Origin of the sequence: Kitasatospora sp. NPDC049258 (genome assembly GCF_040678895.1) — a bacterium.
Classification (GTDB): domain Bacteria; phylum Actinomycetota; class Actinomycetes; order Streptomycetales; family Streptomycetaceae; genus Kitasatospora.
The window spans coordinates 71,186-86,266 of record NZ_JBFAQT010000011.1 but is presented as its reverse complement, the minus strand read 5'-3'; the positions used below and the strand labels follow the sequence as shown (position 1 = coordinate 86,266).

At 75.0% G+C, this 15,081-nt stretch carries 11 protein-coding genes; 7 read left to right on the top strand and 4 right to left on the bottom strand.

The annotated features are described in order from the left end of the window. Window positions 1-36: 36 nt before the first annotated feature. The 3 genes from mce to AB0K43_RS12280 all read left to right on the top strand — a co-directional run bounded on the left by mce (window position 37) and on the right by AB0K43_RS12280 (window position 6,278). Window positions 37-480: a methylmalonyl-CoA epimerase gene (gene mce, locus AB0K43_RS12290; RefSeq protein WP_363638640.1), complete on the top strand. Its 444-nt coding sequence runs from the start codon at window positions 37-39 to the stop codon at window positions 478-480. Between the two features lie 434 nt (window positions 481-914). After that, on the top strand, window positions 915-5,240 hold the full coding sequence (locus AB0K43_RS12285; protein ID WP_363638638.1) for a hypothetical protein: 4,326 nt from the start codon (window positions 915-917) through the stop codon (window positions 5,238-5,240). 108 nt (window positions 5,241-5,348) lie between these two features. Further along, complete coding sequence (locus AB0K43_RS12280; protein ID WP_350638011.1) at window positions 5,349-6,278, top strand: cellulose-binding protein; 930 nt, start codon at window positions 5,349-5,351, stop codon at window positions 6,276-6,278. A 136-nt stretch (window positions 6,279-6,414) separates the two neighbouring features. Here the strand turns inward: AB0K43_RS12280 and AB0K43_RS12275 are convergent, their stop codons facing one another. Next, window positions 6,415-7,209, bottom strand: coding sequence for an alpha/beta hydrolase (locus AB0K43_RS12275; RefSeq protein WP_363638636.1), 795 nt, complete (start codon window positions 7,207-7,209; stop codon window positions 6,415-6,417). Between the two features lie 91 nt (window positions 7,210-7,300). Here AB0K43_RS12275 and AB0K43_RS12270 point away from each other — a divergent pair, with 91 nt between their 5' ends. Continuing rightward, complete coding sequence (locus AB0K43_RS12270; protein ID WP_363638634.1) at window positions 7,301-8,368, top strand: ABC transporter ATP-binding protein; 1,068 nt, start codon at window positions 7,301-7,303, stop codon at window positions 8,366-8,368. Window position 8,369: 1 nt separating this feature from the next. Next, a complete protein-coding gene (locus tag AB0K43_RS12265) occupies window positions 8,370-9,131 on the top strand; it encodes an ABC transporter permease subunit (protein ID WP_363638632.1) in 762 nt (253 codons plus the stop codon). 7 nt (window positions 9,132-9,138) lie between these two features. On the opposite strand, the gene AB0K43_RS12260 is transcribed toward AB0K43_RS12265, so the two are convergent. Then, complete coding sequence (locus tag AB0K43_RS12260; RefSeq protein ID WP_363638630.1) at window positions 9,139-9,459, bottom strand: ATP/GTP-binding protein; 321 nt, start codon at window positions 9,457-9,459, stop codon at window positions 9,139-9,141. A 314-nt stretch (window positions 9,460-9,773) separates the two neighbouring features. On the opposite strand from AB0K43_RS12260, the gene AB0K43_RS12255 reads away from it, so the two are divergent. Further along, window positions 9,774-10,997, top strand: a complete 1,224-nt coding sequence (locus AB0K43_RS12255; protein WP_363638791.1) for an LLM class flavin-dependent oxidoreductase — start codon at window positions 9,774-9,776, stop codon at window positions 10,995-10,997. Window positions 10,998-11,050: 53 nt separating this feature from the next. On the opposite strand, the gene AB0K43_RS12250 is transcribed toward AB0K43_RS12255, so the two are convergent. Next, the gene (locus AB0K43_RS12250; RefSeq protein ID WP_363638628.1) at window positions 11,051-11,443 is read right to left on the bottom strand and encodes an SCO5389 family protein; all 393 of its coding nucleotides are present in this window, start codon (window positions 11,441-11,443) and stop codon (window positions 11,051-11,053) included. A 562-nt stretch (window positions 11,444-12,005) separates the two neighbouring features. Here AB0K43_RS12250 and nucS point away from each other — a divergent pair. Continuing rightward, window positions 12,006-12,665: an endonuclease NucS gene (nucS, locus tag AB0K43_RS12245; RefSeq protein WP_363638626.1), complete on the top strand. Its 660-nt coding sequence runs from the start codon at window positions 12,006-12,008 to the stop codon at window positions 12,663-12,665. A gap of 10 nt (window positions 12,666-12,675) precedes the next feature. Here nucS and AB0K43_RS12240 read toward each other — a convergent pair whose 3' ends face one another. Next, window positions 12,676-14,868, bottom strand: a complete 2,193-nt coding sequence (locus AB0K43_RS12240) for an ATP-binding protein (protein WP_363638624.1) — start codon at window positions 14,866-14,868, stop codon at window positions 12,676-12,678. Between the last annotated feature and the right edge of the window lie 213 nt (window positions 14,869-15,081).

Sequence of the window (15,081 nt, the reverse complement as noted above, 5' to 3'; positions counted from 1 at the left end):
TGCCCCCATCGTCCGCCCAGCCCTCCGGAGGCCGTCATGCTGACCCGTATCGACCACATCGGCATCGCCTGCTTCGACCTCGACAAGACGGTCGAGTTCTACCGCGCCACCTACGGCTTCGAGGTGTTCCACTCCGAGGTGAACGAGGAGCAGGGGGTGCGCGAGGCGATGCTGAAGATCAACGACACCGGCGACGGCGGGGCCTCCTACCTCCAGCTGCTGGAGCCCACCCGGGAGGACTCCACGGTCGCCAAGTGGCTGGCGAAGAACGGCGAGGGCGTGCACCACATCGCCTTCGGCACCGCCGACGTGGACGGCGACGCCGCGGACATCCGGGCCAAGGGCGTCCGGGTGCTCTACGACGAGCCGCGGATCGGCTCGATGGGTTCGCGGATCACCTTCCTGCACCCGAAGGACTGCGGCGGCGTGCTGACCGAACTGGTGACCTCGGCGGCCCCGCAGGAGCACCCGGAGCACTGAGCGCGAACCGGCCCGGCCCGGGGCGACCGGTCGGTAACTTCGGAAAAGACAGATGCCCCCATTCCCCCGGGGGCCGCGCCCACTACAATGCCCAGGTGCGCCAATGCTCCGGGGAGACCGGATCCGTCGGGCACAGCCGAGCGCGAGTGGGGCTGGTCTTCCGACGGCTCGTCTCGTTGCAGGGGAGTCCACTACGCGGGCACGGCTGAACGGTCGCAGTTCGGATCTGTCACCATTCTCCAAAGGCAAGAGTTCGCTCAGGAGTCCACCCGGACGGCGGAGCGCGGTCCAACCGCGCACCACCGGACGGCGCGGGCTCCGACCCGTGGCACCAGCCGCGGATGCAAGGACCAGCCGCTCCGCTCCCGAGAGATTCGGGGGCGCCGGGAGCGGCCGGGTCGAGGACGCGACCAGGAGATGGATGGGACCGCGGAGTGCGGGGCTACGACCGCTACGAGGTTGATGATCACCTCTCCCAGTTCGAGGCCGAGTTGGAGCGGGCTCGCAAGGAGCGGGACAAGACCGTCGAGCATGCCGAGGACCTCGCCTACCAGGTGGAGGTGCTCCGGGCCAAGCTGCACGAAGCCCGACGGCAGCTCGCTCAGCCGCGCGCCTTCGACTCCGTCACCGGCCAGGCCGAACAGGTCCTGCGCAACGCCGAGCTGCAGGCCGAGGCGCTGCGCGCGGACGCCGAGCGCCAGTTCCGCGAGTCGCAGGCGGCCACCCAGCGGCTGATGGCCGAGGCCGCCGAGCGCACCGCGCAGCTGGAGGCCGAGCTCTCCATCCGCCGCCGCCAGCTGGAGGAGGAGCTCACCGAGCTCCGCCGCTCCGCCGAGCGGCACGTCAACGAGAACGTCAACTGGGCCGAGCAGGCCCGCGCCGGCACCGAGCAGGAGGCCCAGCGCCTGCTCCAGGAGGCCCGCGCCGAATCCGAGCGGATGGTCGCCGCCGCCCGGGCCGAGGCCGCCGCCCTCGCCGACCAGGCCCGCGCCCAGACCGCCGCCGACGTGGACGCCGCCCGCGGCGAGGCCAGGGCCGCCGCCGAGGCCGCCCTCCAGCGCGCCCAGACCGACGCCGAACGCCTGCTGCGCGCCGCCTCGGAGCAGGCCCAGCAGGCCAGCGTCGCCGCCGAGCAGCTGCGCGGCAGCGCCGCCAACGAGGCCCAGCAGCAGCTGGCCGGCGCCCAGGCCGCCGCCGGGCGCCAGCTCGCCGCCGCGCAGGCCGAGATCACCGCCCTCAAGCAGCAGGTCCAGGCCGACCAGGAGCGCGCCGCGGCCGCCCTGGCCCAGGCCCAGGCCGAGATAGAGCGGCTGCGCGCCGAGGCCGAGGCGGAGGCGGAGCGGGCCCGGCAGGAGGCCACCGAGCTGCGCATCCACGCCGAGGCCGCCGCGCAGCGCCTGCAGGCCGAGGCGGAGGCCGCCGCCGAGCAGAAGGTCGCCGACGGCGAGGCCGCCAGCGAGCAGCGCTCGCTCACCGCCCGGGCCGAGATCGCCCGGATGGTCGCCGCCGCCACCCGCGAGGCCGACCTGATCAAGGCCTCGGCCGCCACCGCCAAGGCGGAGGCCGAAGCCGCCAAGGCCGCCGCCGCCGAGGAGAGCGAGCGCCTGCGCGGCGCCGCCGAGAGCGTCGCCACCCAGCTGCGCACCGAGGCCGAAACCGCCATCGCCACGCTGCGGGTCGAGGCCGAGCGGGAGGTCGCGGCGCTGCGCGCCGAGGCCGAGGCCGCCGCCGCGACCCTGCGCCGGGAGGCCGAGGAGGCCGGTCGCGCCGAGGGCGCCAAGGACGCCGCCATCCACCTCGCCAAGGCCGCCAAGCAGGCCGAGGACGTCCGGCTGCGCACCGCCCGCGAGGCCGAGGCCGCCCGGGAGGAGGCCGCCGCCGAGGCCGAGCGCCTGCGCGAGGAGGCCGCCGCCGAGGCGCGGCAGCTGCGCGAGCAGGCCCAGGCCGCGGTCGAGCAGGCCCAGAACGCCGCCCTGGACGACGCCGCCTCCATCCGCGAGCAGATGGAGCGGATGCACGAGGAGGCCTCCCGGCTGCGGGCCGAGGCCGAGGAGCTGCGCGCCCAGGCCGAGGCCGAGGCGGAGCGGGTCCGCGCCGACTCCCGGCGCCAGGCCGTGGTGCAGATCGAGGAGTCGGCGAAGACCGCCGAGGAGCTCCTCACCAAGGCCAAGGCCGACGCGGACGAGCTGCGGGCCGGCGCGGCCGCCGAGGTGGAGCGCCGGCAGGCGCAGGCCGCCGAGCAGGCCGCGGAGACCCAGGCCAGGGCCGAGCAGACCCTCGGCCGGGCCCGCGCGGAGGCCCAGAAGCTGGCCGCCACGGCCGCCCAGCAGCACCAGGAGGCGCTGGCCGCCGCCAAGGCCGCCGCCGCCGAGAACCGTGCCGCCGCCGAGCGGGAGACCGCCGAACTGCGCCGCGAGGCGGCCGAGTTCGACCAGCGGGTGCGGGCCGAGGCGGTGGCTGCCGCGGAGGCGCTCCAGGCGCGGGCCCAGGCGCACGACACCGAGCTGCGCGAGCAGGCCGCGACGGCCGCCGAGGACACCCGCGAGGAGGCCCGCGGCTGGGCCGAGAGCCACCGCACCGAGGCGGAGAACTGGGCCCGGCAGCAGCGCGCCGAGGCCGAGGCCGCCGCCGCCGCCCTGCGCGAGGAGAGCCGGCGCGAGCGCGAGGAGGCCTCCGCCGCACTGCTCCGCGAGCAGACCGAGACCACCGAGCTGCTGGCCGCCGCCAAGGCCGCCCGGGAAGCCGCCGAGACCGAGGCCGCCGCACTCACCGAGCGCACCGCCGCCGAGACCACCGAGCTGGTCGAGCGCACCGCGGCCGAGACCGCGGCGCTGGTCGAACGCACCGCCGCCGAGACCGCCGAGCTGCGGGCCGCCGCCGAGCGCGAGAGCGCCGAGCTGCGCGAGCAGGCCGCCCAGGCGTTGGAGGCCGCCGGCGCCACCGCCGCCGAGCAGCTCGCCGAGGCCAAGGCCGCCGCGCAGAGCGTCCGTACCGAGGCCGAGGCCGAGGCCGACCAGCAGCGCGCCGAGGGTGCCCGGGAGCTGGCCGAGGCCCAGAAGCAGGCCGCGGCGGTGCTCGCGGAGGCCCAGGAGCAGCGGGCGCTCGCCGCCACCGAGGCCGAGGAGCTGACCGCCGACGCCACCCGCCGGGCGGCCGAGCTGGTCGCCGCCGCCGAGGACGAGGCCGCCGACACCCGCCAGTCCGTGGCCGGCCTGCACGAGTCCGCCTCGCAGCAGATCGCCGAGCTGCGGGCCACTGCCGAGCGCGAGAGCGCCGAGCTGCGCGCGGCCGCCGAGCGCGAGAGCGCCGAGCTGCGCGCGGCCGTCGCCGCCGAACTGGCCGCCGACCGGGAGGGCGCCGCCGAGGAGATCGCCCACCAGCGGGCCGAGGCGCAGGCGTACGACGCGGAGCTGCGCGGCCGGGCCGAGGCCGAGCGGCAGTCCGCGCTGGACTTCGCCGAGCAGCACCGGGCCGAGGCCGAGGAGCAGGCTCGCGCGGCCGTCGCCGCGGCCGAGGAGCGGGCCGCCGCGGTGATCACGGAGGCCGAGGAGTTCGCGGCCGCACTGCGCGCGGAGGCCGAGGAGTACGCGCTGGCCACCCGCACCCTGGCCGAGGACTTCGACTCCTCGACCCGGGCCCGCGCCGAGGACTACGACAGCCGGACCAGGGAGGCGGCCGAGCAGTTCGACAAGGCCACCCGGGAGCAGGCCAAGTCGGTGCTGGAGCGGGCCTTCGCCGACGCCGAGCAGCTCGGCGAGGACGCCCAGACCACCGCGCTGGCCACCACCGCCGCCGCCGAGGAGCAGGCCGACGCGATGGTGGCGGCGGCCCGCAAGGAGGCCGAGCGGCTGACCGCGGCCGGCGAGGCCGCCGGCCAGGCCGAGGTGGAGAAGGCCAGGTCGGACGCCGACGCCCTGCTCTCCGAGGCCCGACGGGACTCCACCGCGATCCGCGAGCGGGCCGAGGAGCTGCGCGAGCGCACCGACAACGAGATCGAGGCGCTGCACGAGCGGGCCCGCAAGGAGAACGCGCAGGCCATGAAGTCGGCCGGCGAGCGGGTGGACGCGCTGGTCACGGCGGCCCAGGAGCAGCTGACCGAGGCCGAGGAGCAGGCGGTGGCCGCCGTCGCCGAGGCCGAGGAGCGAGCGGCCGCACTGGTCGCGGCGGCCGAGGAGCGGGCCTCCGAGCTGACCTCCGAGGCTTCGGCCGAGGCCGGCAAGGTCCGGATCGCGGCCGTCCGCAAGGCCGAGGGCCTGCTGAAGGAGGCCGAGCAGAAGCTCGCCGACTCCACCTCGCGGGCCGAGGCCCTGATCGTGAAGGCCGAGGCCAAGCTCAAGTCGGCCGAGGAGGAGGCGGAGCAGCAGATCGAGGCCGCCGCCGCCGAGGCCGAGAAGCGGCTGGCCCGGGTCGACCGGAGCGCGGACGAGCAGCTGCGGACCGCCGAGGAGGAGGCCGAGCGGGTGCTCGCCGAGGCCAAGGCCGAGGCGGAGCGCGTGACCGACGAGGGCCAGCGGGAGTTGGACGAACTGGTCCGGCGGCGCAAGGACATCAACACCGAGATCTCTCGGGTCCAGGATGTGCTGTCGGCGCTGGAGGCGTTCGAGGCACCGGCACCGGTGGCCCAGACGAACGGGGGAAGCGGCAAGGGCGGCAGTGGGGGCCGCGGCCCCGTCGCCCGCGAAGGGGCGTCGAAAGCCGGCGCCGGAGTGGGCGCTCCCCGTTCGGGTGGCAATCGCTCCGGAGGGGCGCCACCCGATTGAGCGGACATTGTCCGCGAAGCATCGGCATTTCGCCGATGACACTCCGGTAACGTGTCAGGATTCCCTCAACCACCTCAGCGGTTCGACGACAGGAAGCCCAGAAATCCCATGAGCGACAGTCACTCCCCGCACGGCTTCGACCTGGTACGCCGTGGGTACGAGCGCGCCCAGGTCGACGAGCGGATCGCCAAGCTGGTAGCCGATCGCGACAGCGCGCTGGCCCGGATCGGTGCGCTGGAGAAGCGCATCGAGGAGCTCCACCTGGAGACCCAGAGCGCGCAGGCCCAGGTCGCCGAGGCGGAGCCCTCGTACGCCGGTCTCGGTGCCCGGGTGGAGAAGATCCTCCGGCTCGCCGAGGAGGAGGCCAAGGACCTGCGTGAGGAGGCGCACCGCGCCGCCGAGCAGCACCGCGAGCTGGCCGAGGCGGCCGCCCAGCAGGTCCGCACCGAGGCGGAGAACTACGCCAAGGACCGCAAGGCCAAGGCCGAGGACGAGGGCCTGCGGATCGTCGACAAGGCCAAGAGCGACAGCGCCCAGCTGCGCGCCGAGGCCAACAAGGACGCCCAGAACAAGCGCGAGGAGGCGGACGCCCTCTTCGAGGAGACCCGCACCAAGGCCGCCCAGGCCGCGCTGGAGTTCGAGACCAACCTGGCCAAGCGCCGGGAGCAGTCCGAGCGCGACCTGGCCGCCCGCCAGGCCAAGGCCGAGAAGCGCCTGGCCGAGATCGAGCACCGTGCCGAGCAGCTCCGCCTCGAGGCGGAGAAGCTGCGCACCGACGCCGAGCGCCGCGCCCGCCAGACGGTGGAGACCGCACAGCGCCAGGCCGAGGACATCGTGGCCGACGCCAACGCCAAGGCCGACCGGGTCCGCAGCGAGTCCGAGCGCGAGCTGGCGGCGCTCACCAACCGCCGCGACTCGATCAACGCCCAGCTGACCAACGTCCGGGAGATGCTCGCGACGCTGACCGGCGCGGCCGTGGCCGCCGCCACGCTGCCCACCGACGACGCCCTCGGCGTCCCGGCCCAGCAGTCGCGCTGACCCGACCACCCGGTGGGGCCCGTACCGCACGCGCGGCGCGGGCCCCACTGCCGTCCGGCGCATCGGGCAACCCCCTGAAAAACACGCTGCGCCCCCGGCCGGCCGGCCCCTGGGAAACGCTCCGCGCCCCGCGAGGTCAGTCTCGGACGCGGCGCAGGAGTGCGCGGACCGCCGCGTCGAAGGTCTCCGGTGCCTCCAGCGAGCTGAGGTGGCCGACCGCGGGGATCACGGTCAGCTCGGCGTCGGCCATCGCCTCGGCCATCATCCGGGCGTCGGCCAGCGGCGTCACCGTGTCGGCCTCGCCGACGATCACCGCGGCCGGCACCTCCAGCCCGGCCAGCACCTCCAGCGAGTCGCCCCGGGCCGCCATCGCCCGCTGGGCCCAGGCGACCGCCCGCGGCGCCGCCTCGGCGACCATCCCGCGGACCTCCGCCAGCAGTTCCGGGCCGGCCGCGGGGCCGAGCAGGGACTCGGCCGTCTTCTCCTCCGCCAGCAGCCGCACGCTGTCCCGGGCCAGCACCGCCCGGGCGATCCGCTCCCGGTTGGTCCTGGCCTGCTCGGTGTCGGCGGCCGCCTTGGTGTCGGCCAGCAGCAGGCCGCAGAGCCGGTCGGGGTGGCGCCGGGCGAAGGCCATCGCCACGTACCCGCCCATCGACAGCCCGCCGACCACCGCGCGCTCCACCCCGGCCCCGTCCAGCAGGCGGGCCACGTCGTCGGCGACGAGGTCCAGCGAGGGCTCGTCGTCACCGAGCGGAGCGCTGCCGAAGCCGCGCTGGTCGGGGGTGAACACCCGCGCCGTCTCGCCCGCCGGGCCGGAGAGCCGGTCCAGCTGGGCGGCCCACATCCGGGCGGAGAACGGGAAGGCGTGCAGCAGGACGAGCGGGGTGCCGGGGCCGTGCTCGTGGACGGGCGGCGTGCTGGGGAGGGTCATGGTGCCACCGTATTGTGGTCCACCGGCCCCCCGCAGCCAGCGCGCCTCAATACCCGCTCTGCCATAATCTGACGGAGAGTGAGGGAGCGAAATGATCGAACTTCATCAGTTGACGAAACGTTACGGCAGCAAGCTCGCGGTGGACGGACTCAGCTTCCAGGTCCCCCAGGGTGTGGTGACCGGCTTCCTCGGGCCGAACGGCGCCGGCAAGTCCACCACCATGCGCATGATCCTCGACCTGGACCGTCCGACCAGCGGCCGGGTCACCATCGACGGGAAGCGCTACGGTCAGCTGGCCGAGCCGCTCAAGAAGATCGGCGCGCTGCTGGAGGCGAAGGCCGTCCACCCCGGGCGGTCCGCCTACGACCACCTGCTCTGGCTGGCCCAGAGCAACCGGATCCCGCGCTCCCGGGTGGACGAGGTGCTGGCCCTGGTCGGTCTGCACCCGGTGGCCAAGAAGCGCGCCAAGGGCTTCTCGCTCGGCATGGGCCAGCGCCTGGGCATCGCCTCGGCGCTGCTCGGCGACCCGGAGATCCTGATGTTCGACGAGCCGGTGAACGGGCTCGACCCCGAGGGCATCCTGTGGATCCGCAACCTGATGAAGGGCCTGGCCTCGGAGGGCCGGACGATCTTCGTCTCCTCCCACCTGATGAGCGAGATGGCGCTCACCGCCGACCACCTGGTGGTGATCGGCCGGGGCCGGCTGCTGGCCGACCTGTCGATGGCCGAGTTCATCAAGCAGAACTCCCGCTCCGCCGCCCGGATCCGCACCCCGCACGTCCAGCTGCTGCTGGACGCGCTGCACGGCGCCGGTCTGCGGGCCGAGCCCGTCGGTGACGGCAGCTACGAGGTCGAGGACGGCGATCTGGTGCGCCTGGGCGAGCTGGCCGCGCAGCACCACATCACCCTGCACGAGCTCAGCCAGCAGCAGGCCTCGCTGGAGGAGGCGTTCATGCAGATGACCGCCGACTCGGTGGAGTACCAGGCCGGCGCGGACCGCCCGGCGCCGGGCGCACCGCCCGCCTGGGGCGCCGGCTGGCAGCAGGACCACGGACCGCAGGACGGCGCGGCGGCTCCCGGGCCCGCCTCGCAGGCACCGGCGCAGGCGCAGGCACAGGCCACGGCGCAGGCCGCCCCGCAGGGCGGAGAGGAGAACTGAGATGGCGTCCTTCCCCGCGATCCTGCAGTCCGAGTGGACCAAGATCCGCAGCGTCCGCTCCACCATCTGGACCTTGGCGCTGACCTTCGTGGTCACCCTGGGCCTGGGGGCGCTGCTCTCCCTGCTCACCAAGAACAACTTCCAGGAGTTCGCCGGCGACGGCCCGTTCGACGCCACCAGCACCTCGCTCTCCGGCATCGGGCTCGGCGAACTGGCCATCATCGTGTTCGGCGTGCTCGCGGTCGGCAACGAGTACAGCAGCGGCCTGATCCGGGTCTCGCTGGCCGCCGTGCCGCAGCGCGGCACGCTGCTGACCGGCAAGGCCGTGGTGCTGGGCGCGCTGGCGCTGGCCGTCTCGACGGTGACGGTGTTCGTCACCTTCTTCGTCGGCCAGGCGCTGCTCGGCGAGCACTCCACCGGTCTGGGCGAGCCGAACGTGCTGCGCGCGGTGCTCGGCGCGGCGGCGTACCTGACCATGCTGTGCCTGTTCTCGGCCGGCGTCACCGCGATGCTGCACAACCAGACGCTGGCCCTCGGCATCCTGGTGCCGTTCTTCTTCCTGCTCTCGCCGATCCTGTCGGCGGTGCCGAAGGTGAAGACCGTGGCGCACTACTTCCCCGACTACGCGGGGCGGCGGATGCTGCTGGTCTACGGCGAGAGCGGGCAGCCGTACGGCGCCGGGGCGGGCTTCCTGATCTGCCTGGCCTGGACGCTGGCCGCGCTGGCCGGCGGCGCGCTGGTGCTGAAGAAGCGCGACGCCTGAGCCGCGCTCAGTAGCGGGGGGCGCCGCGGCCGCGCTGGAGGTTCGAGCCGCGGCGCTCCCGGGCACCCCAGCAGGCCCGGTGCCAGTGCCGCCGGTCGTCCACCCCGGCCCCGTGCTCCGGCCAGGCCACCAGGTGGCCGACCCCCGGCGGGATCTCCTGGTCGCAGCCGGGACAGCGGTAGAAGCGGCCGGCCGTGCCGGCCACCGTCTGCACCACCCACTCCTCGCCCCGGTAGCTCTCGGTACGGCGCAGTGAGCCACCCAGCGGGGCGGCCGGCGCGGCATCGCGGTCGGCGGCGCTGCTGGTCCGGTTACGGCGGGGCGACACGTCAACTACCTCTCGGCCGGGCACGATTTACCCTCAAGGGTAAGGGGCGGCCGGCGGCCTTCGGGGCCACTATCACGAGGCGACCTGGGGGTCGGGTGTTTCCCCTGAGATCCATCCTTTCTTTCGGGAAATTGGTCGATCGGCGTGCCATTGGCACATGACATGGGTTACTCACAAGGGGACAAGGCGGGGCACGCAGACCCTGCGCGCTCCCGAGGAGGCCTCCGATGACCAAGACCACCCCGCGGCCCGGCGTCCAACTGCCGGCCGACGTGCCCGCGCCCGCACCCGCGCGGCCGGCCGGCACCGACTCGATCCGGGTCGGTGCCTTCCTGCTCTCCGCGCAGTTCCCCGGCCAGACCCACGGGCAGGCGCTGGAGCGCACGATGAGTGCCACCACCGCCGCCGAGCGGTCCGGTCTGGACAGCGTCTGGCTGGCCGAGCACCACTTCGTCCCGTACGGGGTCTGCCCCGACGCCGCCACCCTGGCCGCGATGCTGCTCGGGCGGACCCGTCGGATCGGCGTCGGCACCGCCGTGAGCGTGCTCCCCACCAACCACCCGGTGCGGCTCGGCGAGCAGGCGGCGCTGCTGCACCTCACCTCCGGCGGCCGGTTCACCCTCGGGGTCGGCCGCGGCGGCCCGTGGATCGACCTGACGGTCTTCGGCACCGGCCTGGACGCCTACGAGCAGGGGTTCCCGGAGCGGCTCGACCTGCTGCTGGGCTGGCTGCGCGGTGCCCGGGTGGGCGCCGACGGGCCGCAGTTCCGCTTCCCCGAGGTGGACGTGGTGCCCAGGGCGACCGAGCCGGTGCTGCCGGCCGAGCCCACCGGCCGGGACGGCCTGGCGGGCTGGCTGGGGCTGGAGGAGGAGCCGGAGGCCGCGCTGAGGGCCTTCCCGCGGCAGCGGCACGAGCAGGGGCCGCGGCAGCGGCACGAGCAGGCTCCGCTCCGGCCCGGCCGGGCCGGCCGAGGCGGCCACCGGGTGGTGCCGCGCCCGGCGCCCGGCCCGGGCGGCCCGCCGGTGGTGATGGCCTGCACCTCGCCGAGCGGGGTCCGCACCGCGGCCGAGCGCGGCCTGCCGATGCTGCTGGGCATGCACTCCGGCGACGAGGACAAGAAGGAGCTGCTGGCCGCGTACCGGGCCGCCTGGCGGGCCGCCGGCCGCGGCGAGGAGCAGCTGGCCAGGGTCGAGCGGGAGCACGTCGCCGCCGGGGTGGCGCAGGTGGACGACCGTGCCGCCGACGCGCGGGCCGAGCTGCTGCGGGCGATGCCCGGCTTCTTCGCCCACGGGCTCGGCGCCCACCGCACGGTGGACGGCCAGGAGCGGCGGATGCGCGACCCGCGCGCGTACACCGAACTGCTCTGCGACCTGCATCCGGTGGGCACGCCGCGGCAGTGCGCGGACCGGCTGCTGGCCACCGCCGAGCGGACCGGCATCCGCCGGTTCGCGCTGCTCACCGAGGGGTCGGGCGACCGGGAGACGACCCTGCACAACATCGCCCGGCTGGGCGCCGAGGTGCTGCCCCAGCTGGGCTGAACGCACGTCGGTGGGCCACCCCCGTGAGGGCGGCCCACCGGCGGACGCGCGGTTCAGCAGTCGCGCAGCTCGGCCGACTGATTGAGCACCTGGGCCCGGACGGAGGTGAAGCGCTTGTGGCGCTCCGCGGAGGTCTCGGAAGGCGAGAACACCGCCACCCGGTGGCAGTTCTGGAAGGCCAACTGCACGCCGAAGTGCCGCTGCAGGGCCCCCCGGATCGCGTCGCTGGCCATGGCGCGCAGGAGCTGGCCGCGGGCCTGCTCGCTGGGCGGCGGGACCTGGTTGTCGGCGAAGTCGGTGCCGTCGACCTTGAGCTGGGCGACCAGCGAGCTGATCAGCTCCCAGGCGTACGGCAGGGAGACGCGGACGCAGTCGACGAACTCCCTCTCGTCGACCTCGCCTCTCTCGGCCTTCTCTAGCAGGGCCGGTGAGACGTCGAGCGACATGGGTTCTCCTCTCGCGGTCCACCCTGACGCGGCTGCCGGGGTGGTCGTGCGGTCGTGCGGATGGTGCCGTGCCGTGCTCACACAGGTGGTGCGGGTGACGGGTGCCGCCCGGCCGACTGACGTCCGGTCAGGCTGACGTGGCTCGGTGGAACGGCGGTGGGTCCGCAGGGCCCGTCCGTCCGTACACCGAGGACAGGGGACAGCACCCGGGTCGGCCGAAGCCCGGGCGTACGCCGATGCCGTGGCGACACCGCCAGGTGGGGCGGCGGCTACTCACTCCAGCGTGGCAGGCGACGCTCAGCCCGGCTGGAGAATCCCTCGATTCACAGCTCGTACGCGGTCCGCCGGCACAGATTGGCCGGATCCCGTCGGAGCGTTCATCTCACTTCTCCATCCCCGTCGCCCGCACCCCGGCGACCGGACATCCGGGTGCCGTACCTTCCGCGGACCGGTCCGGGCGGCGCGAGGTGCCGTCACACCATGGTTCGCCGCGTTCGCGCTTTCTTCACCCGGCTGTCGCGGAATCGCATCAACTGGCCTCGGTGGGCTAGCGTGGTCGACCGTGCGTCTCGTAATTGCCCGCTGCTCCGTCGACTATGCCGGACGGCTCTCCGCCCATCTCCCGTCCGCCACCCGCCTGATCCTGGTGAAGGCCGACGGGAGCGTCAGCATCCATGCCGACGACCGCGCCTACAAGCCGCTCAACTGGATGTCGCCTCCGTGCAGCCTCAAGGAGGCCGACACCACTTGGACGGTCACCAACAAGGCCGGTGAGAAGCTGATCATCACCCTGGAAGAGGTGCTGCACGACTCCTCGCACGAACTCGGGGTCGACCCCGGACTGGTCAAGGACGGCGTGGAGGCCCACCTCCAGGAGCTGCTCGCCGACCGGATGGAGGTCCTCGGCGCCGGCTGGCAGCTGATCCGGCGCGAGTACCCGACCGCGATCGGCCCGGTCGACATCCTGTGCCGCGACTCCGACGGCGCCACCGTCGCCATCGAGATCAAGCGGCGCGGCGAGATCGACGGCGTCGAGCAGCTCACCCGGTACCTGGAGCTGCTCAACCGCGACCCGCTGCTCGCCCCGGTCAAGGGCGTCTTCGCCGCGCAGGAGATCAAGCCGCAGGCCCGGGTGCTGGCCACCGACCGCGGGATCGGCTGCGTGGTGCTCGACTACGACGAGCTGCGCGGCATCGAGGACGACAAGCTCAAGCTGTTCTGATCCGCCGCTCCTACGGGGGCGGGCTGGTCGAGGCGCTCGGGCTCGGTGACGTGGTCGGTGCGGTCGTCGTCACCGTGGCCGTGGGCGTCGACACCGGCGGTGTCGGCTGGCCGCCGCCCGAGGTCGGCGTGGCGGGCGCCGAGGTGGTGCTCGCCGAACGGCTCGGCGTGGGCTTCTTCGTACCGCGCGAGGTGCTCGCCGACGGCGAGGGGCCGGCGGGCTCCTCGGTCGCGCTCTCCGAGGCCGCCGAGGCGTCCGGACTCTGCTCGGCCGAGGCGCTGCCGCTGGGCACCAGGTTGAGGCCGCTCGGCAGCACGTAGTCGTCGACCGAACTGCCCGGCCTGCTGCGGCCACCGCCGTCCGAGCCGGTCCCCGCGGTCAGGCTCAGCCCGATCGCGGTGCCGAGCACCCCGAGCGCCAGCACCGCCGCGGAGGCCGCCAGCACGGCCCGCCGGGTGTCCTGCCCGGTCCGCGGCGCCGCCTTGAACCGGAACGGCGCCTGCGCGATCGCCCGGATCACCGGCCGCCGACCGCCCGGGGCGGCCTCGTCCTCCTCCTCGGCCGGCGCGTCCAGGTTGGCCCGCAGCAGCTCGACCATCCGCCGCGCCGCCGCACCGCCGCGCGGCTCGCCGAGCGCGGCCCGCAGCGCGACCGCCGCGTCCAGCTCGGCCGAAGCCTTCTGCGAGCTGCCCTGGCACAGGGCGAGCGCGCCGAGCTCCTGGTGGAACCAGGCCTCCTCCCCCGTCGCCCCCAGCCGCCGGGCGGCCTCCAGGCCGAGCTGCAGAGCCCGTTCCCAGGCTCCCCAGCGCAGTGACAGGGCCAGCGCCGGGGCGGCCGCCCGGGCCAGCTGGAGCACGGCCTCCGGCCGCCCGGCCGCCCGGTCGGCGAGCATCGCGCCGAGGACCACCTCCGCCTCGGCGGCGATCTGCTCGGTGTCCACCGAGCCGTGCCCGACCCACCAGGAGAAGTGCTCGGCCCCGCCGAACCCGATCTCGCCGATCTCCCAGTGCCCGCTCAGGCCCTCCAGCACGCCGGCCGCCAGCCGGTGGTGGCCGCCGATCGACACCGCCAGCCCGGCGTCCACCAGTTCCTGCAGGGCGCTCTCGCCCAGCCCGACGTCGATCAGCGCCGGCAGGTGCGAGGCGGTGGGGCACTCGCCGCCCAGTGCCAGCGCGAGGCGCAGCACCTCGCGCGCGGACTCGCCCAGGCCCTCGGCCAGCCGCAGCGCGGGAGCCGCGCTCTCCGCGACCGTCGGCAGCGGCACCGAGCGGCGCAACTCCGCCTCCAGCTCGGCCGGGTCGGCCGGTCCCTCGACCTCCTCGACCAGGCCGAAGACGCTGTGCCGGTCCTCCTGCGCCGCCACCAGGGCATCCACCGCGACGTCCCGCTGGCGCAGCAGCGCGGCCGCCTGGACGAAGCGCAGCGGCAGGCCCTCCGACTCGAACCAGAGGTCGACCGCCCAGGCCCGCTCGGCCTCGTCCAGCTGACGGCCCGCCAGCCGGACCACCAGGTTGAGGCAGGCCCCCCGGGACAGCCCGGCCACCAGGTGGTCGCGCAGCCGGGAGCCGGGCTGGGCCGGCGGGCTGTCCGGCGGCACCGAGATCAGGAAGGCGCAGTCGGGGGCCATCGCGAGCAGCGGCTCCAGGTCGGCCTCGCCCACCTCGACGTCGTCGATCACCACGATGGCGCCCACCGCGCCGAGCCGCTCCGCCAGCTCCTGGCGGTCCGGCCGCACGCCGGGGGCGTGGTGGGTGGCCGCGAACAGGTCCTGCAGGAGGTCCGCGGCGTTCCGGTGGTGGCCGTTGAGCCGGACCACGCCGTCGGGGGCCAGCCCGTCGGCGGCCGCGGCGACCGCGGCCAGCAGGGCGCTGCGGCCCGAGCCGGCCTGGCCGACCAGCCGGACCGAGCGGCCCTCGGCCAGCAGGCCGAGCAGCTGGGCGATGTCGGCCTCACGGTCGAGCAGCGGCAGGTCGGCGGGGCCGGTGCCGAGGGCCAGCGGGCCGACCGCCAGGTCCGGGCCGAGCGCCGGGCCGCTCTGCGAGGGCTGCCGGCCGCGGCGCGGCTCGGGTCGCCAGCCGTCCGGGCAGGCGGTCGCCTCGGAGCCGTCGGCACCGCCCACGGCCAGCATCAGGTCACCGGGGAACACCTCACCGGTACGGGGGCGCAGCCCGTCCTGCCCGAAATCGCCGGTTGGCTGTCCCACGTCCATGCTCCGCCCATGTTCGACCGCCCGCCGCGAAGACCCCGGGCGCTGACGACCGGCCGCGGACCGGACCCGGGCGGCCGTGACTTCTGAGCGCAGACTTTCCCACACCCGTGTCGCAGAGCACAGACCCGGCCCCGGTTTGCGGGCGACGGCCGAAGAGTCGGACACGACCGATCCGGGCCCGCGCCGGTACCGGCCCTCGATCCTCGC

What these genes read in the sequence shown, in the direction of transcription:
- AB0K43_RS12270 (WP_363638634.1), top strand. Translation starts at nt 7,301, where the DNA reads ATGATCGAACTTCATCAGTTGACGAAACGTTACGGCAGCAAGCTCGCG.
- AB0K43_RS12275 (WP_363638636.1), bottom strand. Translation starts at nt 7,209, where the DNA reads ATGACCCTCCCCAGCACGCCGCCCGTCCACGAGCACGGCCCCGGCACC.
- AB0K43_RS12280 (WP_350638011.1), top strand. Translation starts at nt 5,349, where the DNA reads ATGAGCGACAGTCACTCCCCGCACGGCTTCGACCTGGTACGCCGTGGG.
- AB0K43_RS12265 (WP_363638632.1), top strand. Translation starts at nt 8,370, where the DNA reads ATGGCGTCCTTCCCCGCGATCCTGCAGTCCGAGTGGACCAAGATCCGC.
- mce (WP_363638640.1), top strand. Translation starts at nt 37, where the DNA reads ATGCTGACCCGTATCGACCACATCGGCATCGCCTGCTTCGACCTCGAC.
- AB0K43_RS12250 (WP_363638628.1), bottom strand. Translation starts at nt 11,443, where the DNA reads ATGTCGCTCGACGTCTCACCGGCCCTGCTAGAGAAGGCCGAGAGAGGC.